This is a genomic window from Streptomyces sp. NPDC047706 (assembly GCF_043204795.1).
In the GTDB taxonomy this organism is placed as follows: Bacteria; Actinomycetota; Actinomycetes; order Streptomycetales; family Streptomycetaceae; genus Streptomyces.
Genome location: NZ_JBIDCW010000017.1, coordinates 34,289 through 58,069 on the forward strand (window position 1 = coordinate 34,289; position 23,781 = coordinate 58,069).

Sequence of the window (23,781 nt, forward strand, 5' to 3'; positions counted from 1 at the left end):
TCAGCTCACGAAAGTCCCGCGATGTCTGTCGAGTCGGTTTTCCCGCAGCTCGAAGCCCTGCTACCGCATGTGCAGAAGCCGATCCAGTACGTCGGTGGTGAGCTCAACTCCACCGTCAAGGACTGGGACGCCTGTGATGTCCGCTGGGCGCTCATGTACCCGGACGCCTACGAGGTGGGCCTGCCCAACCAGGGCGTCATGATCCTCTACGAGGTCCTCAACGAGCGTGCGGGCGTTCTCGCCGAGCGGACGTACAGCGTGTGGCCGGACCTGGAGGCGCTGATGCGGGAGCACGGCGTCCCGCAGTTCACCGTGGACGCCCACCGCCCGGTGAAGGCCTTCGACGTGCTCGGCGTCAGCTTCTCCACCGAGCTGGGCTACACGAACCTGCTGACCGCGCTGGACCTGTCGGGGATCCCGCTGGAGGCCAGGGACCGCACCGTCGACGACCCGATCGTCATGGCCGGCGGCCACGCGGCCTTCAACCCCGAGCCGATCGCCGAGTTCATCGACTGCGCGGTGATCGGCGACGGCGAGCACGCCGTCCTGGAGGCCACCGACATCATCCGCGCCTGGAAGGCCGAGGGGCGCCCGGGCGGCCGCGAGGAACTGCTGTTCCGGCTGGCGAGGACCGGCGGGGTGTACGTCCCGGCCTTCTACGACGTCGAGTACCTGCCGGACGGGCGGATCGCGCGCGTCGTACCCAACAAGTCGGGCGTGCCGTGGCGGGTGTCCAAGCACACCGTGATGGACCTCGACGAGTGGCCGTACCCGAAGCAGCCCCTGGTGCCGCTGGCGGAGACCGTCCACGAGCGGATGTCCGTCGAGATCTTCCGGGGCTGCACCCGCGGCTGCCGTTTCTGCCAGGCCGGCATGATCACCCGCCCGGTGCGCGAGCGGTCCATCACCGGCATCGGCGACATGGTCGACAAGGGGCTGAAGGCCACCGGCTTCGAGGAGGTCGGCCTGCTGTCGCTGTCGTCGGCAGACCACAGCGAGATCAGCGACGTCGCCAAGGGCCTGGCCGACCGCTACGAGGACGACAAGATCGGCCTGTCGCTGCCGTCGACCCGGGTGGACGCCTTCAACATCGACCTGGCCAACGAACTGACCCGCAACGGCCGCCGCTCGGGCCTGACCTTCGCCCCCGAGGGCGGTTCCGAACGCATCCGCAAGGTCATCAACAAGATGGTCTCGGAAGACGACCTGATCCGGACCGTCGCGACGGCCTACGGCAACGGCTGGCGGCAGGTGAAGCTGTACTTCATGTGCGGCCTGCCGACCGAGACCGACGACGACGTCCTCCAGATCGCCGACATGGCGACGCGTGTGATCCAGAAAGGCCGTGAGGTCTCCCGCTCGAACGACATCCGCTGCACGGTGTCGATCGGCGGCTTCGTACCCAAGCCGCACACGCCGTTCCAGTGGGCCCCGCAGCTCTCGGCGGAGGAGACGGACGCCCGGCTCGAAAAGCTCCGGGACAAGATCCGCGGCGACAAGAAGTACGGCCGCTCCATCGGCTTCCGCTACCACGACGGCAAGCCCGGCATCGTCGAGGGCCTGCTCTCCCGCGGCGACCGCCGCATCGGCGCCGTCATCCGCGCGGTCTACGAGGACGGCGGCCGCTTCGACGGCTGGCGCGAGCACTTCTCCTACGACCGCTGGATGGGCTGCGCGGACAAGGCACTGGCCCAGTTCGGCGTGGACGTCGACTGGTACACGACACGCGAGCGGACGTACGAGGAGGTCCTTCCCTGGGACCACCTCGACTCGGGCCTCGACAAGGACTGGCTGTGGGAGGACTGGCAGGACGCCCTCGACGAGACCGAGGTCGAGGACTGCCGGTGGACTCCTTGCTTCGATTGCGGGGTGTGTCCCCAATTTGATACATGGCCACAACTGAGCGAGAGCGGTAAGAAGCTGCTCCCGCTGACGGTCAAGAAGTCCTCGTGACCAGCGGCGATACGGTCCGACAGGTGGCTGAGACACTCGCTCGTCTGCCCACGGTCCAGCGGATGGCTGAGGCGCTCGCCCCCGAGCGGCGCACGCCGCTCCCCGCCCCTCGGCGGGACTCGGGCATCGTCTCGGCGGTCGAGTGGGTGTAGACGAAGAGAGGCGTTCGGACGATCTGGTCCCGGCGCCTCTCGGCGTTCGTGGGGTCCTGTTTGTGCGACAACGCGCATGAGTCACGTCTGTGCATGGACGGCCGCGAGCGGCCCCCGTACGGTCCTCTCAGGCGGCCCGCCCGGGCCGACAAGTCAGCCCGGGCATTCGCGGCATGCCCGGCTCGGTTCACGTGCTCACGTCGCACCCTGGGATTCCGGGCCGTAGGCGGCCGCGATGTCCTTGGAGGCCGGCCAGCGGCTGTAGGTGGGTGACTGGGGCCAGCCCTCGGGGGAGTCCTGCCATTCCTCCTGGCGGCCGTACGGCAGCAGGTCGATCAGGGCGAAGGTGTGGCTGAGCTGCTCGGTGCCCCTGCCGTCGGTGTGCCAGGTGCGGTAGACGGTGTCGCCGTCGCGCAGGAACACGTTGACCGCGAAACCGCCGCCGGGCGGTGCTCCGACGTCGGCCCCGAACGAGCTGCCGGCGGTCGAGTACCAGGTCATCCGGTTGCCGACCCGCCGCCTGTAGGCGAGTGCCTCGTCGATCGGACCCTGGGTGACGACGACGAACCGGGCGTCGTAGCTGTCCAGGAACTCGAGGCGGGTGTACTGCGAGGTGAAGCCGGTGCAGCCCGGGCACTGCCACTCCTCGCCGGGGAACCACATGTGGTGGTAGGTGATCAGCTGCCTCTTGCCGTCGAAGACGTCCGCCAGCCGGACGGGGCCGTCCTCGCCCTCAAGGACGTAGCCGGGCATCTCGACCATCGGCAGCCGGCGGCGCTCGGCGGCGATGGCGTCGAGCTCCCGGGTCGCGGCCTTCTCCCGGGCGCGCAGCGTACGCAGTCGCTGCTCCCAGGTCTCGGTGTCGACGACGGGTGGTAGCGCTTGGGTGGTCATGGTTCCTCACAGAGCTCGTGCGCGGGTTCCGCCTGTCATGAGGTGGACTCCGGCCGGCCCTGGAACTCATCGCTCACCGGTCCGGCGGGGCCGAGGACCGCGACGCAGGCAGGTGCATTCCGCCCGGCGTCAGGGCAGCGGCAGCAGGGATCCCAGGGGACCGAGGTCGAGATTGAGGTCGTCCATGGTGAGGTCGTAGCGGCGGCACAGTTCCGTCATACGGTCATGGAGGATCATCAGGGTCAGTCCCAGGCGCTCCTCCTGGTCCTCCGTGAGGCCGCCCTGGTCGACGCGGTGCAGGGCCTGACGTTCCATCAGCTGGCGGAGCAGCTCCACGATGGTCAGCACCAGCTTGATGAGGTCGCGCTCCACCGTCTCGGGGTCGGTCCGGAGCCGGTGGGCGACCGGGGATCCCTCGTCCTCGTCACCGAGGGGCGGCGGCACTTCGTCGGGCCGGGCGGGGAGCAGGGCGAAAGCGCGTGCCGCGGCGCCGGCCCCCTCGTCCAGGCGGTCGGAGCGCGGCGTGCGGTCAGCGGGGTCCGTCATGGGGCGCCGCCTTCGACGCGGGTGTCTCCCGGCAGCACCTCTCCCGAGGGGCCGGCCCCTGGAAGGGCCACTTCCCACTGCTGTTCCTGAACGGCGACGATCACCGCCCGCAGCGAGATCCTGACCAGGTCGATGTCCGCGATCGACAGGACGATGTCACCGGTGAGCACCACACCGCCGCGCAGCAGCTGGTCGAGCAGGTCGATCAGGGCCACCTGGCGCTGGGCGAGCGGGGGATCCTCGTAGGCGGTCACCGCTGTCGCGCTCCTTCCCGGGCAGCCTGGGTCTGCGGCACCTGGGCGAAGGAGTACGGCACCCAGGGCCCGGTGACCTCCACCCGTACGCCTGGAAGCCCTTCGGCGGCGTCCAGGACCCGCTCGCGGAACTCCTCGCCCCGGCCGCGCGGCACGAGAAAGGCGTCGTTGGCGATGTTCTCCCCGGTCGTGCCGGCCAGGCGGCCCTGCTGGGGCCGGCGCCGGGCGCGCGCCACGGCCAGGCTCCCGGCCTGTGACTCGATACGGCGGACGGCCTCGGCGGCGCAGGACCAGGCGTCCTCGCGCGCATGTCGCTGGTGCCGGCGTTGCCGCAGACAGGCGCGTCCGGGGTCGGGCTCGTCCGCGGCGTCTTCGGGGTGTGACGTGGACGACCGCGCGTCCGGGGAGGAGGTGTCGGCGTAGACCTTCACGCCCCACTCGACGTGGTCGGCGAGCCGGTCGAGGAGTGCGGTAAGGGTCTGCCGGCGTTCGGCGAGCATGTCGCGGACGCGGTGGTCGTCGAGGTACACGGTCGCCAGCCGCAGCGGCAGCACCGTGGCGTGCGCGCCCAGCGTCTCGACCACGTGGTGGTGGGAGCGGGCCACGTCCTCCAGCCAGTCCAGGTCCTCCAGATGCGCCTTGAGGGCGGCCTCGGAGAAGTCCGCCTCGGGCACCGGGCTGACCGCCGCCGCCAGATCGCCGTGGCGCACCAGCGCGACGGGGGCGTCGGCGACCCCGCGGACGCCGGTGAGCGCGTCGCCTTGTGGGGATGCGTGGGGGCGCAGCACGGCGTACACGTAACTGAGCTGGTCGTCCATGGGTCAACTCCGGCCCTCGTCGTCCTCGGCGCTCCTGCGTCGTTTGCGCCGGTGCTCGGTGCCGGGGTCGCGATCCCGGTCCCGTTCCCGAGCCGGGCCGGGGTCGCGCTCGCGGGGGCGGCGGCCGCGTGCGCCCTACGGCAGCTCCGCCTGCGACTGTGCCATCTGCCTGCGCAACTGCTCGACCTCGTCGCGCAGGCGGACGTTCCGTTCCTCCAGGTCACGGGTGCCGTCCGCGCGGGAGGACAGGGCCGGGTCGCGCTCCCACCAGTCGATGCCGATCTCCTTGGCCTTGTCCACCGAGGTGACCAGCAGGCGGAGCCGGATGGTGAGCAGTTCGATGTCGAGCAGGTCGATCTTGATGTCGCCGACGATGACGATGCCCTTGTCGAGCACGCGCTCGAGTATGTCGGCGAGGTTGGCACTGGTTCCCTGGTTGTACGGCTGGAGCGTCCGCGCCGGGGAGGAGCCGGCGGGTGGGGGCTCGGTCACAGCGTCCTCGACCTCGTTCCTGGAAGCGGCTCGGCGTCGCCGGCTACCTGCTGCGCCGGCGGCTCTCGGCCGGGGGTTCCTCGTCGTAGCGGTCCTCGGGTCCTTCGTCTTCTCCCTCTTCGTCCTCTTCGTCCTCGTATTCGTCCTCCTCGTCGTAGTCGTCGTACCGGTCCTCGCCCTCGCCCTCTTCACCCTCTTCACCCTCTTCATCTTCTTCGTCTTCTTCGTTCTCTTCGTCCTTGTCCCGGGGCTCGTCCTTCGAGGGACCCTCGCCGCTCTCGTCCCGCTCGTCGTAGCGGTCCTCGGGCTGCGCCTCGTCGCCTTCGTCCTCGTCCTGCCGCTCCTGCGCGTCGCCGCGCCGTTCCCTCTCCTCCCCGCGGGTCTCGCGGTCCTCTTCCTCGGCCTCGTCCGGGCCGCGGACGACCTCGCCCTCGCGGATCTCCCCGCGCCAGCCGCCCGTCGCCTCGCCGCGCAGCATCACGAACTTGCGGAAGAGCTTGAGGTCGAGCCGGGTACGGCGGCCCTGGGCCCGCCAGACGTTCGCGGTCTTCTCGACCAGACCCGTGGGGAAGTAGTCGAGGACCAGGAGGACCTTGGTGAGGTTCTCGGCCACCGGGTGGAAGGTGACCACTCCCCGTGTGGAGCCCTTGGCCCCCTCCGAGGTCCAGGCGATCCGCTCGTCGGGCACCTGCTCGGTGATCGTTCCGGTCCAGGACCGGCTCGCCTTGGCAACCTTGACCTGCCACTGGGTCGTGGTGTCGTCCTTCTGCTCGACGTCGACCACGCCCTTGGTGAACCGGCCGAACTCCGTGAACTGCGTCCACTGGTTGTACGCCTCGCGCACCGGGACGCCGACGTCGATGTCCTCGACGATGGTGATGCTCTTGCCCCCGCCGCCGTGCGACGCCCCGTGCCGCTGCCCCGTGGCTTCCTTGATCTTGTCCGTCACGGCGTCCTTGGCGTGCGCGGCAGTGCCCTTGGCCTGGGACGCGACCTGTCCGCCGAGCAGTTTGCCGCCCTTGCCCAGGGCGTGGACGAGCGGGCCGGGGCCCACATGGGCGGAGCCGATCCGGTTCGCCGCGTCGCCCATCTTGTGCCCCATGCCGGTCAGCATGTGTTCGAGCCGGGCCTCGGCGTAGTTGCCGAGTTCCTCCATCAGCTTGTTCGCGCCCGGGCTCTTGAGGAGTCCGGTACCGCCCGGCGCGCCCTGCCCGGACGTCTTGCCGTCAGTCATCGTCCGTCTCCCTCGCTCGCGAGGTACCGCCTGACCTGGAGGACGTCCTGCGCGACGCCCCGCTGCCGGACTTCGTCTTCGACGGGGGCCGGCGTGCCGGCTTCCTGGCCTTGGGCCGTTCCTCTTCTTCCTCCTGCGGCTCTTCTTCCTCGCGGGGCTCTTCCTCTTCGCGGGGCTCCTCTTCGCGGGGCTCCTCTTCCCCGCGGTCCTCGTCCTGCTGCCGGCTCCGCTGCCCGTCCTGCCCCTGCAGTCCTGCGGTGCGCTGGTGCAGGGCGTCGGCAAGGTGTCCGGCCTGGGCGTTCAGTACGGAACCCACCGCCGCCTTGGTCGCGCCGGTCAGTTCGTTGCGGGCCTGCTGGTTGAGGTTGCCGAGCACGGGTGCGAGGACCTCGGCGAGGTCTCCGGCCTTCGCGCGCTTCACGGCGATCGCCATGGCGAGCCCCAGGGCGGCCTTGGCGTTCTTCTTGCGGCCCAGCAGATAGCCGCCGACGAGGGCGGCTCCGATCTTGGCGTTGCTCATGATGCCGACCTCCTCAGCTGGTACAGCCTGATCTCCTCCAGCCGTCCCAGCAGTTCCTCCTCGCGTGCCGCGAAGTCCTCCTCGTCGATACGGCCCTCCAGGCGAGCCCGCTCCAGATCGGCGAGCGCCGCCTGGATGGGAGTGGGGTCGTAGTACTCGTTCTCCGCGGCCTGAACGACCTTGTCGACCACCCAGCCCACGCCTCGCACCGGAGCGAAGGGCAGTGCCAGGACCTCGAAGACCAGTCCCACGGTGCCTCCTTGTGTCGAGGAACGACGCGTTGACGAAGTACTGCTCCGAGGGCATCGACAGGCTCTCCGCGTGCACGAACGGCCGCAGCGTCGTGACGATCTGCGTGGCGAGCGCCTCCTCGCGGACCTGCACCTCCTGGGCCACGAGCCGGCCGAGTTCCCTGCGTTGCTCGGGGCTGCCGTGGCCCTCACGGGTCGCCTCGTTCAACTCGCGTACGCGGTCGGACTCGTCGATGATCCGCCGCAGCAGCGAGTCCTCGTTCTGCACACCCTTGACGTTGAACTCCACCCGTCCGGTGAGTTCGGCCATCCGCTGGGCGTACCGGCCTGCGCCCTGCTCCAGGACGGCGCGTACCGCCTCGTCGTCCTGGGCGACGAATCCGAAGCCCAGCGGCAGGGAGACGCCGTCGGACCACAGCCGCTCCTGCACGGCGTGATGTGCCTCCAAGTCCCGCCGGGCGACCGACGGATCCTCCGGGGCCTCGCTGACCACGGCGCACAGCGAGTCACCGCGCACCACGCGCAACTTTGAGGGCCCCTCGCCGACGCCCTTGAGGTCGCCGAGACGCAGGGGGTGCGATGCCTCGGTGATGGCACAGACGTAGAGCGACATCGCTCACTCCTCGCGGTCCCTGGAAGAACGGCGCTCGGACCGGCGCTCGACGTGTTCGCGCTCCCGCCGATCCTCCCTGCCGCGCCGGGGCCGTTCACCGCTCTCGATCTCGTCGCGGCCGCCCTGGAGGGATTCCGTGAAGGCTTCCACGTCGCCGCTGAGCGCGCCCTTGCTCTTGCCCCTGGCGCCGCCCTCGGTGACGCGTTCCATCACGCCGGGCAGCTGGGCCGGGGCCTTGCGGCCCGCTTCCAGGTCCAGCCGGTTGCACGCCTCGGCGAAGCGCAGACAGGTGTCCACGCTGGCCACGACGATGCGGGCGTCGATCTTGGCGATCTCTATGCCGAGGAGGGAGACCCTGAGGAAGGCGTCGATCACCAGACCGCGGTCCAGGACCAACTCCAGTACGTCGTAGAGGTTCCCGGAGCCCGAGCTGGGGGCGGGGACCGCGCCACCGCCCGGAATCACTGTCACGATCTGCTCCCTCCGTTGCGGTCGAGCTGGGCGCGTGTGTAGCGGCGACCGCGCTTGTAGGCCATCAGTTGACCGGCCGGGTCCATCGCGACCTCGTAGCCGGCAAGCACGCTCATGGTCTCGGGCACGCGCTCCAGTTCGACGACCTCGACCTCGACCTCGGCCTCTCCCAGCCGTCCCTCCGTCGGCTTCAGCGCGGAGACGGATTCCGGTCGCCGGCCCAGCAGCTCCGCGAGCTGGTCGGACGCCTGCCGCGCCGCCTCGGCGGCCTAGACTCTCTCATTTCCGGGCATATCATCACCAATCATCGTCAACCACCCCGTGTCTCCCAAAACAGCCGCTTCTATCGCTCCGGTCAGCAGGTTTTCGGGTGCCGGACTGCATCCGCAGCGCGGCCGGTGGCGTCCACACCGGTATGGACCTGGAAAAACCAGCTGCTCACCGGCCGTCCGACGGGTGCCTCGTGGTCGCGATCCGCGTTCCGGTGCGGATCGTGATGCTGCTCGTCGTCCTCCCCGTGCGCATGGCGTGGGACGCGCTGGCCGTCGCGGGGCGGTTCCTCGACGACACGGTGTTCAGGCCGGTGGGGCGGGTGCTGCTGTGGCTGGGGCGGGCGGTGTTCGTGTGGCCCTTCGTCGCGCTGTGGCGCTGGGTCCTGGTCCCCGTGGGCCCGGACGCTGGCCTGGCTCGTGAACGTGCTCGTCGTCGCGCCGTGCGGCTGGCTGTACCGGTACGTGCTGACGCCCCTCGGGCACGCGATCGCGTGGGCCGGGCGGGGGATCGCCGCCGGGCTGGAGTGGGTGTACGCGCGCGTGCTCACCCCCGTGGGGCTCGGGATCATGTGGGTCCTCACGGGCGTCGGCGCGGTGCTCGCCGTCGTCGGTGGCGGAGTGTTCACCGCGGTGGCATGGCTGGTGCGCCACCTCCTCGTGGTGCCCGCCGTCCGGCTCTACGAGTGGGTGCTCGCGCCGGCCGGACGGGCGCTGGTGTGGTGCCTGAGCGGGCTCGCCCGGGTGGTGAGCGTGATCGTCACGGGCATCGGAACGGCCCTGTACTGGACCTGCCGGATCCTGTTCGTGCTGCCCGCGCTCGCCGTGGGGCGCTGGGTCCTGCTGCCCGTCGGGCACGTACTAGCGGTCGTCGGGCGCGAGATCGGGGCCGCGCTGGGGCACGCCTGGCGGGTCGCGGGGCACATCTCGCTCACCGTCGGCCGGTTCCTCGGAAGGCTCTTCCGGTGGATCCTCGTGGAACCGGTGCGATGGGTCTACGCGCGCGTGCTCACGCCTGCCGGTCATCTGGTCCGGGACGCCGTGGTGCGGCCGGTGGGTGAGGCGCTGCGCGCCGTGGGGCGGGCCTCGCGGCAGGCGCTGGCGTCCGCACGGGCGAGCGTGCGGCAGGCGCGGGCCGGCGTCCGGCGGATGCTCTTCGGCGAGCCGCGGCCGCGGCGGAAGGCCGTCCGGCGGGAACCCGCGGCCGCCGGGACACGTACTCTTGGTAGCAGTACGACCGCTCTCACGAAGGACTGAACGACACTGGGCAAGCGACAGCCCGAAGGCCCGCCGCCGGCACCCGCGGTGCAGCGCGTCCGACTGCGCTACACCAAGCGCGGCCGCCTCCGGTTCACCAGCCACCGTGACTTCCAGCGCGCCTTCGAGCGTGCGCTGCGCCGCGCCGAGGTGCCCATGGCCTACTCGGCGGGGTTCACCCCGCACCCGAAGGTGTCGTACGCCAATGCCGCACCCACCGGCACGGGCAGTGAGGCGGAGTATCTGGAGATCGCGCTCACCGCACCACGCGATCCGGAGAAGCTCAGGATCCTGCTCGACGAGTCACTGCCCACCGGGCTCGACATCGTCGACGCGGTCGAGGCCCGCACGTCGGGGCTCGCCGACCGGCTGACGGCCTCCGTCTGGGAGTTGCGGCTGAACGGCGTGGACCCGGCCGACGCCGCCCGCGCCGTCGCCGCCTTCAACGCGGCCGAGGTCGTCGAGGTGCAGCGGATGACCAAGAACGGCGTCCGCACCTTCGACGCCCGCCCCGCCGTCGTGAGCCTGGAAAGCACCGACGGCCTCGTGGACCTCGGCGACGCCGCGGGTGCCGGGGGCGGCGCGGATCCCGAACGTCCCGAACGCGCTGAAGAGCTCGAACGCGCTGAAGAGCTCGAACGCACCGAAATCAGCGAAAACAGCGAAAACAGCGAAAACAGCGAAAACAGCGAAAGCCGCGACAGTCGCGCGGCCTCGGAAACGCAGGATCCGCAGGCTGATAGGCCGACCGACCAGCCCTGTGCGATACTGCGGCTGGTTGTTCGGCACGTGACGCCTGCCGTACGACCCGACGACGTCCTGTCCGGTCTCCGCGCCGTGGCCGACCTGGCGCCGCCGGTCCCCGCAGCGGTGACCAGGCTGGCGCAGGGGCTGTTCGATGAAGAGACCGGCACGGTGACAGACCCGCTCGCGCCTGACCGCGAGGCGGGCCCCGCGTAGGACGGACGTCGAAGCGCAGCCCTCGTACTCGGGAGCCACCTGGGTCGGGCGGCGCACCGACCAGAAGACTTTCGCCAGGCCGTACGCAACACGGCGTACGGAACCGGCGAGACAGGACAACAGAGAGCTCCCGTGCGGCGCCCGCGCCCCGGACGGCGGCAGCCGCGCATCGCGCGAGCCGCGGACGTCACCGGCACCACTGCCGGACCAGGTGCGGCGCCCGGGAGCCTGACGGGAGAAACGCCCGCATGCTCGAGCCGATCGAACCCATCGAGGGTTCCGAACTCAATACACCCAGCGACACCCTGCCGCCGCGTCGTCGGCGCCGTGCCGCTTCCCGGCCGGCGGGACCGCCCGCCGCCACGTCCGAGGCGCCCGCGGAGACGGTCGAGCCGGCCATACCGGCCGCCGACGCCGCCGGCCTGGCCACCGGCGACATGCCGGCCGCCGACGCCGCCGGCCTCGCCGCGGCCGACCTCTCCTCCGCGGCTTCCGAGGAGGCAGGTGATGTCGAGGAGGCGGTCGAGGCCTCCGAGGCGGGAGAGGTCACCGGCGCCGACGAGACCGAGGAGACCGCCGAGGAACTCGCGGCTCCCGAGGAGGCTGCGCCCGCCGGGCGTACGCGTCGCCGGGCGACCCGCCGGGTGTCCGCGCCCGCCGGTGCGCCGGCCGCCGCCGAGGCCGCCGAGGCCGCCGAGACCGTGGTGCAGGCGGGCGCCCCCGCCGCCGAACCGGTGGACGAGAGCCCCGTCGCCCACGTCGTCGAGGAGCCCGCCGCGCCCCGCCGCCGCCGGGCCACGCGCCGGGTGTCCGCGCCCGCCGGCGCTCCGGTGACCGTGGAGGGCGCCGAGAGTGCCGCACCCGCCGAGAGTGCCGCTGCCGCGTCCGTGAGCGCGGAAGCGCCCGCCGCCTCGGCAGCCGACGAGCTCGCGGCTCCCGAGGAGGCCGCAGCTTCCGAGGAGGCCGCGCCCGCCGGGCGCACGCGCCGCCGGGCGGCCCGCCGGGTGTCCGCGCCCGCCGGTGCGCCGGCCGCCGCCGAGGCCCCGCGGCAGGAGGACGTCGTACCCGCCGAGGCCCTGCCGCAGGACGGACTCGTTCCCGCTGCCGGGACGCCCGCGGACAGCGCCCCCGAGGAGACCGGTGACGCCGCTGAGCGGCGGACCCGCCGCCGGGCCACGCGCCGGGTGACGGTACCTGCCGAGGCGGCGGGCAGTGCAACCGAAGAGGCCGCCGAGACCGCCGGCGAGCAGGTAGCCGAAGCCGCCGGTGAGCAGGCCGGCGAGGCTGCCGCGCCTCGTCGTACGCGCCGCCGCCGGGGTGCCGCGGCCGAGGCGTCCGCCGAGCCCGCCGTCGAGGAGACCGCCGAGCCCGAGCAGCCCGCCGCGGTCGAGCCCGTCGAGGCCGCCGCCGACCAGGGAGGTGCCTCGCGTCGTGCCCGGCGCCGGGTTGTGCGCAAGGCGGCGACCGGGTTCGCCGCGCCCGCGCAGTCCGAGGCCGCCGAGGGCGAGGCGGTGCGCCCGCCCGCACGGCCCGCGGTCGCGGTGTTCCAGCCGCCGGTGTTCACCGAGCCGAGGTTCCAGACGCCCGAGCGGGCCGCCGCCGAAGCGGCCGCCGAGGCCGCGGAGGAGGCCCCCGAGGCCGAGGAGTTCCCCGAGGAGGAGCCGGCCGGTGCGCGGCGTCGCCGCCGGCGCCGGGGTGTCGCAGCCGCGGAGGAGCCCGAGACGCAGGCCGCCGAGACCGCCGTGGACGAGGAGGCGGAGGAGGCCGCCGGCGGCACCGTCGAGGACGAGGAGGGCGAGGAGGCCGGGTCCCGTCGCCGTCGCCGCCGGGGTGGCCGCCGTCGTCGCCGGGGCGAGTCCGGGGACTACGCCGACGGTGACAGCGAGGAACTCGCCGCCGAGCAGGCCGCGCAGGACGCCGAGGACACCGCCGAGCAGGTCGAGGAGGACGCCGACGAGGACGACGGCTCCGCCGCGGACTCCGGGGGCTCGTCCTCCAGCAGCCGCCGGCGCCGCCGCCGTCGCCGCCGGGCCGGGGACTCCGGCACGGAGGGCGAGCCGTCCGCCGACGACCCCGAGCGCACGGTCGTCAAGGTCCGCGAGCCGCGGCCCGCGCGGGAGAAGGGCGGTGAGCCGTCCGACGAGGTGCAGTCCATCAAGGGCTCCACGCGTCTGGAGGCCAAGAAGCAGCGCCGCCGCGAGGGCCGCGAGCAGGGCCGCCGCCGGGTGCCGATCATCACCGAGGCCGAGTTCCTGGCCCGGCGTGAGGCCGTCGAGCGGGTGATGGTCGTCCGCCAGCACGGCGACCGTACGCAGATCGGCGTCCTGGAGGACGGCGTGCTCGTCGAGCACTACGTCAACAAGGAGCAGTCGACGTCGTACGTCGGCAACGTCTACCTCGGCAAGGTGCAGAACGTACTGCCGTCGATGGAGGCCGCCTTCATCGACATCGGCAAGGGCCGCAACGCGGTGCTGTACGCCGGCGAGGTCAACTTCGAGGCGCTGGGCATGGCCAACGGGCCGCGCCGTATCGAATCCGCCCTGAAGTCCGGCCAGTCCGTGCTCGTGCAGGTCACGAAGGACCCGATCGGGCACAAGGGCGCCCGGCTGACCAGCCAGGTCTCCCTCCCGGGCCGCTACCTCGTGTACGTGCCCGAGGGCTCCATGACCGGCATCAGCCGCAAGCTGCCCGACACCGAGCGGTCGCGGCTGAAGACGATCCTCAAGAAGATCGTCCCCGAGGACGCGGGCGTCATCGTGCGTACCGCCGCCGAGGGCGCGAGCGAGGACGAGCTGCGCCGGGACGTCGAGCGGCTGCAGGCGCAGTGGGAGGAGATCCAGAAGAAGGCCAAGAGCGGCAACGCGCCGACTCTGCTGTACGGCGAGCCGGACATGACCGTCCGCGTCGTGCGCGACATCTTCAACGAGGACTTCTCCAAGGTCGTCGTCAGCGGCGGCGACGCCTGGCAGACCATCCACGGCTACGTCTCGCACGTCGCGCCGGATCTCGCCGAACGGCTGCAGAAGTGGACCTCCGAGGTCGACGTCTTCGCCACGTACCGGATCGACGAGCAGCTCGCCAAGGCGCTGGACCGCAAGGTCTGGCTGCCCAGCGGTGGTTCGCTGGTGATCGACCGGACCGAGGCGATGGTCGTGGTCGACGTCAACACCGGCAAGTTCACCGGCCAGGGCGGCAACCTGGAGGAGACGGTCACCAGGAACAACCTGGAGGCGGCCGAGGAGATCGTCCGCCAGCTGCGGCTGCGCGACCTCGGCGGCATCATCGTCATCGACTTCATCGACATGGTGCTGGAGTCCAACCGGGACCTGGTGCTGCGGCGCCTGCTGGAGTGCCTGGGCCGGGACCGCACGAAGCACCAGGTCGCCGAGGTCACCTCGCTCGGCCTGGTCCAGATGACCCGCAAGCGGGTCGGCCAGGGTCTGCTGGAGTCCTTCTCCGAGACCTGCGTCCACTGCAACGGGCGCGGCGTCATCGTGCACCTGGACCAGCCGGCCGCCACCGGTGGCGGCGGCAAGCGCAAGAAGCGCGCGCGGGCCGGTGCCGAGCAGCCTGAGCACACGCACGAGGCGGTGGCCGGCGTGATCGTCGAGGCCGGCGAGACCGCCGAGGAGGAGGCGGAGACCGAGTCCGAGGTCGCGGCCGAGGTCGCCGAGCCGCTGGCGCTGCCCGCACCGGAGTTCGCGCCGGACGAGGAGCTGTACAGCAGCGTCGCCGAGGCCGAGGCGGCGGCGTCCCGCAGCGGTCGTTCGCGGCGCCGGTCGAGCCGTCGGGTGTCCGCTCCGGCGGGCGCGCCCGCGCCGAAGAGCGAGGCGGACGGAGTCGGTACGGCGGTGCCCACGGCCCAGGACGTGACGGCCGAGGAGGAGGCCGCGCGTCCGGTGCAGCCGGAGCCGGCCGCGGCGGCCCACGCCGCGCCGACGGCCGTCGAGGACCCGGTGGTCGAGGCCGCCCCGGCGGAGACTGCCGCCGAGGAGGCCGCGCCCAAGGCCCGTACGCGGCGTCGCGCGACCCGCAAGGTGAGCGCACCTGCCGGTTCGCCCGCGTCGGCCGAGGCGGCCCTGGTGACGGTCGCCGAGACCGCTTCGGAGGCGCCGGAGGGTCCGGAGGCTCCTCAGGCCGCGCCGCCGGTCGCGGCGCAGCCGGAGCAGGCCGAGGTGCCCGCCGAGGCAGCCGCCCCGGCCCGTCCGCGCCGCCGTGCGGTCCGCAAGGCCACCGCGCCGACCGCGTCCGAGGAGGCGGCCGTGACGGTCGTGCCGTCGGCACAGGCACAGGCACAGGCACAGGCACAGGCGCAGGCGCCGGTCGCGGAGCAGGCCGCCCACGAGGCCGAGCAGGCCCTCGTGGAGGCCAGGGAGGCCGCTCACGAGGCCGTCGCCGGGACCGAGGACGGCGAGCCCGCCCCGGTCAGGAAGACCGCGGCCCGCAAGACGGCGAAGAAGGCCACGGCGAAGAAGGCCGCCACCAAGAAGACCGCGGCCAAGAAGACGGTCGCGAAGAAGGCGACGGCCAAGAAGGCGGCGAAGTCCACCGCCGCCAAGGCGACCGCCGCGAAGACCGCCAAGGCGACGTCGAAGAAGACGGCGGCGGCGGAGCAGTCCCAGCCGGGCGTGTCGGTCTCGGCCGACGAAGGCTGATGCCACGGGGTGGGGGGGGGGGGGGGGGGGGGGGGGGGGGGGGGGGGCGCGGCCCCCCCCCCCCCCCCCCCCCCGGCCCCCATCGCACGCGCGCCCCGCGTCAGGCCCGGTGGTGCGGCCCCCCGGGATCGACGGGGTCGATGCGGTCCGGCCGCGGCGGCGTCCCAGGCGCCTGTGCCGGCTCGGCGGCGCCGGGCGGCGCGGGCGGGACGGGCGGCACCGGCGGGTACGCCGCGCTGTCCGGGCCGGCCTGCGGGACGGCACCCTGCGCGCGGTCCCGGTCCGCCGTCAGTTCGGCGCGCCCGTGCGGCGTGCCGGGCGCGTGCGGCCGGGCGGCGCCACGCAGCAGGTAGGCGACGGCTCCGAGGATCGCCGCGGTGACGAGCGCGGCGGCCCAGCCCGGCAGGACGAGGGCGAGCGCGAGCCCGACGGCCAGGGCGACGGCCGCGCCCGCGTACAGGGCGACGGCGCCGGACGCGGCGTACAGCGTGGCCTTGCGGCGCTGTTTGCGCGTCTGCTGGCGCAGTTCGTCGCGGATCGTCTCCCGCGCGACCTGCGCCAGCTCGTCGACAAGATGCTTGTCCAGGTGCTCCAGATGATCCATGCGGTCCATGGCCGCCGGGTACCCTTGGCCGCCCCCGCCTAACGCCGCCCCCGCGCACGCCGTCGCCCGGTGGTGCCGTGCGCGCGGCTGCGGCCGCCGCCCTCAGGATCCCGGCGGCCGCATCCGGAAGTCGTACCGCTCGGGCAGCGGACCGCCGCCGGTCCGCTCCCACAACCGCCCGATGACCTCGTCCCCTTCCCGCAGGTCGGCCACCTCGAAGCCGGCCTCGAACACGGCGCGGGCGTCCTCGATGCGCCCCTCGGCGGCCAGCAACTCGGCCTGGAGCAACCGGAACCGCCCCCGCGCCCGCGTCGCGGGACGGAGCCGCTCCCACACGGCCCGGGCCTGCGCCGGGCGCCGCACGGCGAGCAGCGCGCCGATCGCCTCCCTGCCCAGCGCCGCCGTGGCCGCCGTCCACGCGTCGCCGTCGTCGCGCCGTTCCCGGCACAGGTCGTCGAAGGCCTCCACATACCGGTCGGCGGCCCGCTCGTGGTGGCCGCCGTCCTGGTCCGCGACCGCCAGGCACCGCAGCAACGGCCACAGGGAGGGCGCCAGCGGGAGCGCCCGCTCCCAGCTGCGCACCGCCTGCGCCCGGTCCCCTGCGTGCCACTGCGCGACCCCGAGGTGGTACTCGGCCAGGGGCGTGGCCGGAGCCGTCTCCAGCATGTCCCGCCAGTGCGGCCCGACCGGCGTCCCGCCCGGCGGCCGCACCCGGCGCGGCTCGGGAAGGGACCCGGCCCGCAGCAGGTGGAGCCAGGGCGCCTGGTCGTCCCCGAGGGTGTCCTCCTCGAACGGCGTGCCCGGCAGCTTCCAGCCGCCGCGCAGCACTTCGAGCGCGCCCCAGCCCGAGCCGGTGGCGATCCGGGCGCGGGGTTCGGTGTCGGCGCACGGCTTCCATGCCTCGTACGCCGCCGCCACCTCCGCCCGCGGCAGCACCGCCTCCAGCCGCGCCTCGGCGTCGCGGACCACGCTCGCCCAGTCCTCGCCCCGCGGGGACGCGAGGAGCGGTCCGTAGGCCTCCAGCCAGGAGACCTCGCTCTCCGCCTCCAGCCGCACGTGCTCCAACTGGGTCCGGGCGAGGCCGGCCTGGATCTCGCAGTAGCCGCCGGTGCCGGGTTCGGTGAGCCACTGCTGCCAGCGCCGTCCGCCGCTGCCCGAGCCCCACACGAACAGCTTGCGCCCGCGCAGCACGTCGGTGGACGTCTGCACGAGGCCGTGCCCGTCGGCGTCGAGCGCGGCGATCCAGGGCCGCCGCCCCTCGGGCAGCTCGTAGAAGTAGTCTGCGGGGCAGGGGCTGTTGAGGGGATACGTCCGGTCGGTCCCGTCGTGTGCGGGGACCGGAACCCGGCGCAGCCGGCGCTCGTAGCTGAAGTTCCAGGCCTCCTCGGCCGGGGCGAGCACCCGGCACTCCTCGGGGACGGCGATGTTGGACCACCAGTAGGCCGGCACGGGCCGCTCGTGCGGGTTGCGGACGCGGACGCCGGCGTAGAGGAAACCGGAGCCCTCGGGCAGCCAGAGGTCGACCTGGAAGGGCAGGTCGCGCAGCCGTTCCCACTCCCACAGGCGCAGCATCGTCCCGCCGTCGGGAGCGGGGACGACGGCGGCGTGCAGGGGAGAGCAGGACAGGGTGGTGTGGCCGGTGGCGCCGATGTTCCATTCGACACCGCCCGAGAACCAGGCACCGTTGAGGGCGAAGTTGGCGGGCTGGAACACCGGGTTGCGGTAGAGGAGTTCACGGCCGGACGGCAGCTGGGCCAGGGAGATCAGCCGCCCGCCGAGGGCGGGGAGCACGATGGCACGCAGCCGGTCGTTCTCGATCACCACGGCGTCGAAGTCCCGTGGTGCGCGCGCCCGTTCGTAGCCGTCCCGGACGTGCGTCGGCAGCGGGCTGCGCAGCGGGGCGTACCCGACCTGCCGTGCCATGTCGCGCGGCAGGTCCTCCCGGTCACGGTCGTCGATGCGGTGCGCCTCGTCGAGGGGGCGCAGCGGTGGCAGGGGGTTGTCCGGCCCCAACTCGGCGGCCGGGAGCGTCACTACGTCGCGTCGGATCGTCGTCACGATCACCATGGAACCCGCCCGCCGCCGAGCTGACCAGGGGAGCCGCCGGTCAGGGTTGCGCAAAGGCGCCCACCACGGCGTCCGCGAGCAGCGCGCCCGCGGTGCGCAGGGCCCCGGCGGGCTTGTGGCAGCCCGGCACGGTGCCCGGGGCGGGCGGGCGCAGGCCCAGGTCGGAGGGGCGTCGCTCACCACGATGTTCCGCATGCGCGGCATGCCTTGCGGGGTGGAGCCGGGCCTTCAACAGCTTTCGGCATGCCGGGCACGCGCGGTTCACCGGCCAGGGACGCCGTCCCGCGGGGCGGCGCCGTTGCCACGACTGGACGGGTCACGGCTTTCGCGTGCCGCGCCCGGCGGTCACCGCCCTCGGCACCATGGAGATCAGCCAGCGGTCCGCATCTCGGCGGTGAGCGCCCAGCGCTCATGGTCGCGCCAGGCGCCGTCGATGTGGAGCATCCGGGGCGAGAAGCCCTCCAGCCGGAACCCGCAGGTGCGGGCCAGGGCGATGGACGCGCTGTTGCCGGGCTGCACGTTGATCTCCAGCCGGTGCAGCCGCATCGGCCCGAAGGCGTGGTCGATCACGAGGTTCAGCCCTTCGCGCATCAGGCCCCGCCCGGCGGCGTGCGCGAAGGCGCCGTAGCCGAGAGCGCCGCACTGGAAGGCGCCGCCGACGATGTTGTTGATGTTGATGTACCCGGCGAGGGCGCCCGAGTCCGTCTCGCAGACGAGGAACCCGGCCTTCGCCGGGTCCTCGATCAGGCGGCCGGCATAGCGGGCGTAGGCCGAGGCGGTGTCCGGCGGGAAGAGCCACGGGTGGTGCAGATCCTTGCTCTCCCGGACCCGTGCCGTGAACTCGGCGCCGTCCTCGTAGGTGAAGTGGCGTATGCCCACCCGGGGGCCCTCGGCGAGGTGACGGGACGCGATGTGCGGCATCCCGCCACCTTACGACCGGCCCCCGGCCGCCGCAGCCCCGGCCGTCAGTCCGGGACCGCGGGCAGCTCCAGCACCCCGGTGTCGCCGGGCGCGCTCACCACGGTCACCGGCTTGACGCCCCGGTTGCCGAAGTACGCCCCGTCACTCGCCGCGATCACGAACCGCAGCCGGTGCCCCTGCTCGAAGCGGTGCACGATCGCCGGCAGCGTCACGGTGAACGGCCGCCGCACGTCCGGCACCCGCACCGGTGCGACCAGCCGGTGGGCCAGCGTCTGCGTGCCGTCGGGGGCGACGTCGTACAGCTTCGCGAAGAGAACCAGCTTGTCGGCGGCGTCGCCCGAGTCCTGGGTCCGCTCGGCCGTCGGCGAGACCACCTTCAGCCGGGCCCGGGGCTCCCCCACGACCTCCACCGGCCGCCGGAGCGGCTCTCCGGTCCACGCCAGGTGGGTGCCCCTGGTGTCATGGGGTGCCGGGTCCGGCAGCCCGAGCATCCCGGCCAGGGAGCTCTCCGAATGGCTGGTGGGGGTCAGCCAGTTGAGGTAGCTGCGGCTGCCCCGCTCGATCTTCCGGCGGTCGTCCACGAGCTTGCCGTCGCCGGAGAGGTACAGCTTCTGCCCAGGTACGGGCAGCCGGTCGGCGGTGGCGTACCGGCTGCCGCTGTCGCCGGCCCAGTCCCGGTAGTAGGCGAAGGCGGGCCCCGTGTCGACGCCGGCCTTGCGCCGCAGATGGCGGTCGAACCAGGCCAGGATCCGCCTGCCGACGTAGCTGGTCTCCAGATTGCCCGCCGCGAGGTCGAGTTCGCCCGCCGCCGGATCGCTGGTGCCGCCGCTGTGCCCCCAGGACTGCCAGATCATCTTCACCGGCGTGCCCCGGGCCTTGAGCGCCTTGTACGTCCTCGTGGCCTCGTTGAGGTTGAACAGGGTGTCGGCCTGTCCCTGGACCAGCAGGGTCGGCGCCTGGACCCGGTGCAGATAGGACACCGGGGAGACGCTGCGGGCGTAGTCGAGCAGCTCCCGCGTCCGGCCGGCCGGGTAGCGGCCGGAGTTGAGGGTGCGGACGGTGTCGCAGGCCCGGGTGACGAAGTGCAGGCAGGTCAGGGAGTTGATGCGGGACGGGTCGAGGCCCGGCTCCAGCAGCGGCTGGCCCTCCCCGATGAGGTAGAAGCCGTTGGTCCACTGCCATTTGAAGGCGCCGGGCACGTCGGCGGCGCCGACGGCGTTGTTCGGGTCGAGCGAGTACGCCAGGTCGTTCCAGGTGATCATCGGCACCAGGGCGTCGACGCGGTGGTCGACGGAGGCGGTGGCGAGCTGGACGGCGCCGCCGTAGGAGCCGCCGATCATCCCGACGCGCGGGTCGCCCGGCGCGTCCAGGGTGACGAAGTCGGCGCTGGTCCCGTCGTCGGCGGCACGTTTGCCGGCCAGGAAGTCGACCAGTTGCGAGGCGGCCCGCCCGTCGGCGGCGGGGTCGTCGAGCGAGACGAGGCAGCCCGAGCGGCCGAAGCCGAGCCCGGAGTAGACGAGCCCCACGTAGCCGCGCTGGGCGAAGCTCCTGCCGATGGCGTCGGTGGAGCCGTCGTTCTTGCTGCCACCGAAGCCGTTGGTGGCGAGGACGGCGGGGGCGGGCCGGGCGCTGCCGGCCCCCGCGGGCCGGTAGAGGTCGGCGTCGATCGTGCAGGTCCGGCCGCCGGCCTGGACGGTGAACTTCAGGGCGGTGACGGAGTACTGGCCGGTCGTGGGGGTGGCGATGGCGGGGGCGGTGAGGGCGACAGGTGCGGCAAGCGCGGCGCCGAGAACGGCGGCGAGGACGGCACGAGATCGGGGCACACGTCGGGACACGAGACCTCCACGCTGAGGACAACCCGGATGCCGGCCGGCCAGTACCTGCCGGCCGGTTGACATGCTGTGACACGTGTCAGGCGAGGTCAATCACCGTGGCGGCGGTTTCCGTCAGGAAACTGACGGGCCTTCAGCGCAGGGCGGGCTCGTCCAGCGTCAGCGTCCCCGCCTCCGCGTCGAGCTCCGCCGCCACACCGAACGGGATCGTCAACGCCCCGTCGCAGTGCCCGAACCCGAACTCCTCGGCGACCGGAACGCCCAGTCCGCCCAGCCGGTCCGCGAGCACCCGGCGCAGCGTCTCGTACGGGCCGCAGTCGAGCCAGGAGCCGAGCCCCACCCCGGCCACCCCGTCGAGCCATCCGGCGCGCAGCAACTGGGTCAGGATCCGGTCGAGCCGGTACGGCTCCTCCCCCACGTCCTCGATCATCAGCAGCCCGCCCCGGGCACCGCCGCGGGCGTGCGCGGTGCCCAGCTCGGCGGCGAGCAGGCTCACACAGCCACCGAGGGTCACACCCCGGGCCCGCCCGGGCACCAGGGCGCCACCGCCGGAGACGATCGTGCGGACCGTCTCCGGCGCGAACAGCGTGGCCTTCAGATGGTCCTGCGCCCGCGCGTTCTTGATGAAGTCCACGCCCGCCGCCATCGGCCCGTGCAGCGTGACCAGGCCGAGCCGGGTGGCGAACGCCTCGTGCAGCGCGGTGACGTCGCTGAAGCCGACGAGCACCTTCGGTCCGGCCGCCCGCAGCGCGTCCCAGTCGAGCAGGTCGGCCATCCGCTGCACCCCGTACCCGCCGCGGGCGCACAGCACGGCGGCCACGGACGGATCGCACCAGGCGGCCTGGAAGTCGGCGGCCCGGTCGGCGTCCGTGCCCGCCAGATAGGGGAACTCGACGTGCCGGTCCAGCACATGGGGTGCCACCACCGGGTCGAGGTCCCAGCCGCGCAGCACGTCGAGCCCGGCCTGCAAGCGCTCCTCGGGCACCGGCCCGCTGAGCGCGACGACGGCCACCCGCGCGCCGGGAGCCAGCCGGGGCGGGCGCAGGAGTTCCTTCACTTGCTCAGCTCCAGCGGCGCGACTCCGGGCGGGGTCAGCCCGAACACCTGGGCGTACAGCGAGAGTTCGGCCTCCAGCGCGCGGATCATGGTGTCCGCCCGCCGGAACCCGTGCCCCTCGCCCTCGAAGGCGATGTACGCGTGCGGCACCCGCCGCCCCTCCATCTCCTCCAGGAACCGCTCGCACTGGGCGGGCGGGCAGATCACGTCGTCCAGGCCCTGGAGCAGCAGGAAGGGGGCGGTGATGAGGTCGGCGTGCCCGGCGGGCGAGCGCTCCGCGTACCTCCCGGGAACCTCGGCGAGCGGTCCGACCAGGCTCTCCAGGTACCGCGACTCGAAGTCGTGCGTCTCCCCGGACGCCCAGCCGGCCAGGTCGAGGACCGGGTAGATGATCGTGCCGCAGGCGTAGACGTCGGTCATGGTGAGCGACGCGGCCGTGGTCCAGCCGCCCGCGCTGCCGCCGCGCACGGCGAGCCGGTCGCGGTCGGCGGTGCCCTCCTCGGCGAGGGCGAGCGCGACGGCCGCGCAGTCCTCGACGTCGACGACGCCCCACTGCTCGCGCAGCCGCTCCCGGTACTCCCGCCCGTAGCCGGTCGAGCCGCCGTAGTTGACCTCGGCGACCCCGATGCCGCGCGAGGTGAAGTAGGCGATCGAGAGGTCGAGGACGAGCGGGAAGCGGCCGGTCGGGCCGCCGTGCGCCCAGACGACGTACGGCGGCAGCTCGGCGCCGGGCGGGGTGCAGCCGGGGTTGTGCGGCGGGTAGACGTGCGCGTGGACCTCGCGCCCGGCGGGTCCGGTGAAGGTGCGGATCTGCGGTTCGGGGTAGAACACCGGGTCCACCACGTCGTCGTGCTCGGCGCCGACCACCCGGGCCCGGCCGGTACGGGCGTCCAGTTCGACCACCTCGTAGGCGCTGCGCGGGCTGGCGCCGACGGCGACGACCCGCTCGCCGTGCACCGCGAGGGCGGGCGTGAACTCGGTCCAGGGTCCGGCCGCGTCGACGACCTCTCCGGTCTCCGGGTCGAGAATGCCGAGGGCGGTGGCGCCGCGCCCGTGCACGACGGCGATCAGCCCGCCGTCCAGCGGGGCGAACCAGCGGCTGCCGATCCGCCACAGCGGCCCGCCGAACTCCTCCTCGCGCGGGCACAGCGGCTCGCCGTCGCGGTAGAGGTTCCACCAGCCGGTGCGGTCGCTGACGTACAGCAGGGCCCCTTCGGCGTCGAACTCCGCTTGCGCGACGGCCTCCCGCGGCCCGCCGGCGACCGTGCGGGGCGCGGTCAGCGCGCCGTCGTCCGTCACCTCGGCGAGCACCAGCTCGGTGCCCTCCCACGGCATCCGCGGATGGTCCCAGGCGAGCCACGCCGCGAGCCGCCCGTCCGGCGACAGCCGGGGCCCGGTGACGAAGCGGTGCCGGTCGTCGCTCAGTTCGCGTACGGCGTCCCGGTCGCCGGCGGCTGAGCCGTCCAGGGGCACGGCGGCCAGTACGCGCCGCACGTCGGTGGGCCCGTCGCCGGTGAACTCCTCCAGCACGCACCACACCTCGCCGCGCTCCACCCGCAGCTGCGGATCCGCCCACCGCAGCCCGCCGCCCACCGGCGACACCGGTGTCAGCGGACGCGGCTCGCCGCCCTCCTCGTACCGGTACAGGCGCTGGTCGGCGAAGTGCACGAACACCACGACCGGGTGGCCGTCGGCCAGGGCGCCGGCCCAGGGCTGCCCGCCGTACTCGATGACGCGGCTGCGCACGTTCCACGGCGCGGGCAGCACGGACTCCTCCGTGCCGTCGGAGTGCCGGCGCACCAGGGTGCGGCGGCCCCCCTCCGCGGGCCGTGGCTCGGTCCACCACACCTCGTCACCGACGAAGCCCACGTACTCCGGGTGCCCGTCGTGCGCGGCGGCCAGGGCCGCGTCGATGGGCGTCGGCCAGGAACCGTACGGCAGGGTCTGCACGTTCTCCCCCAT

The 23,781-nt window shown here is 73.2% G+C and carries 19 protein-coding genes and 4 pseudogenes; 5 read left to right on the forward strand and 18 right to left on the reverse strand.

Annotated elements, in window-relative coordinates; all coding sequences use genetic code 11:
- The first annotated feature begins 21 nt into the window (after positions 1 to 21).
- Both ACGF8A_RS20725 and ACGF8A_RS20730 read left to right on the forward strand, forming a co-directional pair.
- Positions 22 to 1,953: a TIGR03960 family B12-binding radical SAM protein gene (locus ACGF8A_RS20725; RefSeq protein ID WP_393110182.1), complete on the forward strand. Its 1,932-nt coding sequence runs from the start codon at positions 22 to 24 to the stop codon at positions 1,951 to 1,953.
- A gap of 23 nt (positions 1,954 to 1,976) precedes the next feature.
- Positions 1,977 to 2,105: a hypothetical protein gene (locus ACGF8A_RS20730; protein ID WP_393110184.1), complete on the forward strand. Its 129-nt coding sequence runs from the start codon at positions 1,977 to 1,979 to the stop codon at positions 2,103 to 2,105.
- A gap of 195 nt (positions 2,106 to 2,300) precedes the next feature.
- On the opposite strand, the gene ACGF8A_RS20735 is transcribed toward ACGF8A_RS20730, so the two are convergent.
- The 11 genes and pseudogenes from ACGF8A_RS20735 to gvpO all read right to left on the reverse strand — a co-directional run.
- Complete coding sequence (locus ACGF8A_RS20735; RefSeq protein ID WP_393110186.1) at positions 2,301 to 2,999, reverse strand: DUF899 domain-containing protein; 699 nt, start codon at positions 2,997 to 2,999, stop codon at positions 2,301 to 2,303.
- Between the two features lie 129 nt (positions 3,000 to 3,128).
- The gene (locus tag ACGF8A_RS20740) at positions 3,129 to 3,545 is read right to left on the reverse strand and encodes a gas vesicle protein K (protein ID WP_393110188.1); all 417 of its coding nucleotides are present in this window, start codon (positions 3,543 to 3,545) and stop codon (positions 3,129 to 3,131) included.
- Positions 3,542 to 3,799 carry a gas vesicle protein gene (locus tag ACGF8A_RS20745; RefSeq protein WP_393110190.1) on the reverse strand — a complete coding sequence of 86 codons (258 nt, stop codon included), beginning with the start codon at positions 3,797 to 3,799 and terminating at the stop codon, positions 3,542 to 3,544. The genes ACGF8A_RS20740 and ACGF8A_RS20745 overlap by 4 nt, the downstream gene beginning before the upstream one ends.
- The gene (locus tag ACGF8A_RS20750) at positions 3,796 to 4,617 is read right to left on the reverse strand and encodes a GvpL/GvpF family gas vesicle protein (protein WP_393110192.1); all 822 of its coding nucleotides are present in this window, start codon (positions 4,615 to 4,617) and stop codon (positions 3,796 to 3,798) included. The genes ACGF8A_RS20745 and ACGF8A_RS20750 overlap by 4 nt, the downstream gene beginning before the upstream one ends.
- Positions 4,618 to 4,752: 135 nt before the next feature.
- Positions 4,753 to 5,109: a gas vesicle protein gene (locus ACGF8A_RS20755; protein WP_393110194.1), complete on the reverse strand. Its 357-nt coding sequence runs from the start codon at positions 5,107 to 5,109 to the stop codon at positions 4,753 to 4,755.
- Positions 5,110 to 5,152: 43 nt separating this feature from the next.
- Positions 5,153 to 6,343, reverse strand: a complete 1,191-nt coding sequence (locus tag ACGF8A_RS20760) for an SRPBCC family protein (RefSeq protein WP_393110196.1) — start codon at positions 6,341 to 6,343, stop codon at positions 5,153 to 5,155.
- The gene (locus ACGF8A_RS20765; RefSeq protein WP_393110395.1) at positions 6,336 to 6,863 is read right to left on the reverse strand and encodes an ABC transporter substrate-binding protein; all 528 of its coding nucleotides are present in this window, start codon (positions 6,861 to 6,863) and stop codon (positions 6,336 to 6,338) included. Before ACGF8A_RS20765 ends, ACGF8A_RS20760 begins: the two co-directional genes overlap by 8 nt.
- Positions 6,860 to 7,114 carry a gas vesicle protein GvpG gene (locus tag ACGF8A_RS20770; RefSeq protein ID WP_393110387.1) on the reverse strand — a complete coding sequence of 85 codons (255 nt, stop codon included), beginning with the start codon at positions 7,112 to 7,114 and terminating at the stop codon, positions 6,860 to 6,862. Before ACGF8A_RS20770 ends, ACGF8A_RS20765 begins: the two co-directional genes overlap by 4 nt.
- Before the next feature lie 76 nt (positions 7,115 to 7,190).
- Positions 7,191 to 7,727 (reverse strand): annotated as a pseudogene (locus tag ACGF8A_RS20775) (GvpL/GvpF family gas vesicle protein); the annotation flags it as partial.
- Positions 7,728 to 7,730: 3 nt separating this feature from the next.
- The gene (gene gvpJ, locus ACGF8A_RS20780) at positions 7,731 to 8,198 is read right to left on the reverse strand and encodes a gas vesicle protein GvpJ (protein WP_393110198.1); all 468 of its coding nucleotides are present in this window, start codon (positions 8,196 to 8,198) and stop codon (positions 7,731 to 7,733) included.
- Positions 8,195 to 8,452: pseudogene (gvpO, locus tag ACGF8A_RS20785) on the reverse strand (gas vesicle protein GvpO); the annotation flags it as partial. The gene gvpJ and the pseudogene gvpO, both read right to left, overlap by 4 nt.
- 161 nt (positions 8,453 to 8,613) lie before the next feature.
- On the opposite strand from gvpO, the pseudogene ACGF8A_RS20790 reads away from it, so the two are divergent.
- From ACGF8A_RS20790 to ACGF8A_RS20800, 3 genes and pseudogenes are all read left to right on the forward strand, one after another.
- Positions 8,614 to 9,724: pseudogene (locus tag ACGF8A_RS20790) on the forward strand (hypothetical protein).
- 48 nt (positions 9,725 to 9,772) lie between these two features.
- Positions 9,773 to 10,684, forward strand: a complete 912-nt coding sequence (locus ACGF8A_RS20795) for a TIGR03936 family radical SAM-associated protein (RefSeq protein ID WP_393110200.1) — start codon at positions 9,773 to 9,775, stop codon at positions 10,682 to 10,684.
- A 248-nt stretch (positions 10,685 to 10,932) separates the two neighbouring features.
- Positions 10,933 to 15,339 carry a ribonuclease E/G gene (locus ACGF8A_RS20800; protein ID WP_393110202.1) on the forward strand — a complete coding sequence of 1,469 codons (4,407 nt, stop codon included), beginning with the start codon at positions 10,933 to 10,935 and terminating at the stop codon, positions 15,337 to 15,339.
- A gap of 100 nt (positions 15,340 to 15,439) precedes the next feature.
- On the opposite strand, the gene ACGF8A_RS20805 is transcribed toward ACGF8A_RS20800, so the two are convergent.
- The 7 genes and pseudogenes from ACGF8A_RS20805 to ACGF8A_RS20835 all read right to left on the reverse strand — a co-directional run bounded on the left by ACGF8A_RS20805 (position 15,440) and on the right by ACGF8A_RS20835 (position 23,781).
- On the reverse strand, positions 15,440 to 15,952 hold the full coding sequence (locus tag ACGF8A_RS20805; RefSeq protein ID WP_393110206.1) for a phage holin family protein: 513 nt from the start codon (positions 15,950 to 15,952) through the stop codon (positions 15,440 to 15,442).
- A 93-nt stretch (positions 15,953 to 16,045) separates the two neighbouring features.
- Positions 16,046 to 18,010, reverse strand: a complete 1,965-nt coding sequence (locus tag ACGF8A_RS20810) for a DUF5107 domain-containing protein (protein ID WP_393110208.1) — start codon at positions 18,008 to 18,010, stop codon at positions 16,046 to 16,048.
- Between the two features lie 94 nt (positions 18,011 to 18,104).
- A pseudogene (locus ACGF8A_RS20815) lies at positions 18,105 to 18,205 on the reverse strand (arginase family protein); the annotation flags it as partial.
- A 174-nt stretch (positions 18,206 to 18,379) separates the two neighbouring features.
- Positions 18,380 to 18,931 (reverse strand): GNAT family N-acetyltransferase, encoded by a 552-nt coding sequence (locus ACGF8A_RS20820; protein WP_393110210.1) that lies wholly within the window; start codon positions 18,929 to 18,931, stop codon positions 18,380 to 18,382.
- Positions 18,932 to 18,975: 44 nt separating this feature from the next.
- The gene (locus ACGF8A_RS20825) at positions 18,976 to 20,766 is read right to left on the reverse strand and encodes a CocE/NonD family hydrolase (RefSeq protein ID WP_393110212.1); all 1,791 of its coding nucleotides are present in this window, start codon (positions 20,764 to 20,766) and stop codon (positions 18,976 to 18,978) included.
- A 130-nt stretch (positions 20,767 to 20,896) separates the two neighbouring features.
- Entirely contained in the window at positions 20,897 to 21,820 is a 924-nt protein-coding gene (locus ACGF8A_RS20830) for an LD-carboxypeptidase (protein WP_393110214.1), read from the reverse strand.
- On the reverse strand, positions 21,817 to 23,781 hold the full coding sequence (locus ACGF8A_RS20835) for a S9 family peptidase (protein WP_393110216.1): 1,965 nt from the start codon (positions 23,779 to 23,781) through the stop codon (positions 21,817 to 21,819). Before ACGF8A_RS20835 ends, ACGF8A_RS20830 begins: the two co-directional genes overlap by 4 nt.

Coding starts and splice junctions, on each gene's coding strand:
- ACGF8A_RS20750 (WP_393110192.1), bottom strand. CDS start 4,617: ATGGACGACCAGCTCAGTTACGTGTACGCCGTGCTGCGCCCCCACGCA.
- ACGF8A_RS20805 (WP_393110206.1), bottom strand. CDS start 15,952: ATGGACCGCATGGATCATCTGGAGCACCTGGACAAGCATCTTGTCGAC.
- ACGF8A_RS20725 (WP_393110182.1), top strand. CDS start 22: ATGTCTGTCGAGTCGGTTTTCCCGCAGCTCGAAGCCCTGCTACCGCAT.
- ACGF8A_RS20760 (WP_393110196.1), bottom strand. CDS start 6,343: ATGACTGACGGCAAGACGTCCGGGCAGGGCGCGCCGGGCGGTACCGGA.
- ACGF8A_RS20800 (WP_393110202.1), top strand. CDS start 10,933: ATGCTCGAGCCGATCGAACCCATCGAGGGTTCCGAACTCAATACACCC.
- ACGF8A_RS20810 (WP_393110208.1), bottom strand. CDS start 18,010: ATGGTGATCGTGACGACGATCCGACGCGACGTAGTGACGCTCCCGGCC.
- ACGF8A_RS20820 (WP_393110210.1), bottom strand. CDS start 18,931: ATGCCGCACATCGCGTCCCGTCACCTCGCCGAGGGCCCCCGGGTGGGC.
- ACGF8A_RS20835 (WP_393110216.1), bottom strand. CDS start 23,781: ATGGGGGAGAACGTGCAGACCCTGCCGTACGGTTCCTGGCCGACGCCC.
- ACGF8A_RS20740 (WP_393110188.1), bottom strand. CDS start 3,545: ATGACGGACCCCGCTGACCGCACGCCGCGCTCCGACCGCCTGGACGAG.
- ACGF8A_RS20735 (WP_393110186.1), bottom strand. CDS start 2,999: ATGACCACCCAAGCGCTACCACCCGTCGTCGACACCGAGACCTGGGAG.
- ACGF8A_RS20765 (WP_393110395.1), bottom strand. CDS start 6,863: ATGAGCAACGCCAAGATCGGAGCCGCCCTCGTCGGCGGCTATCTGCTG.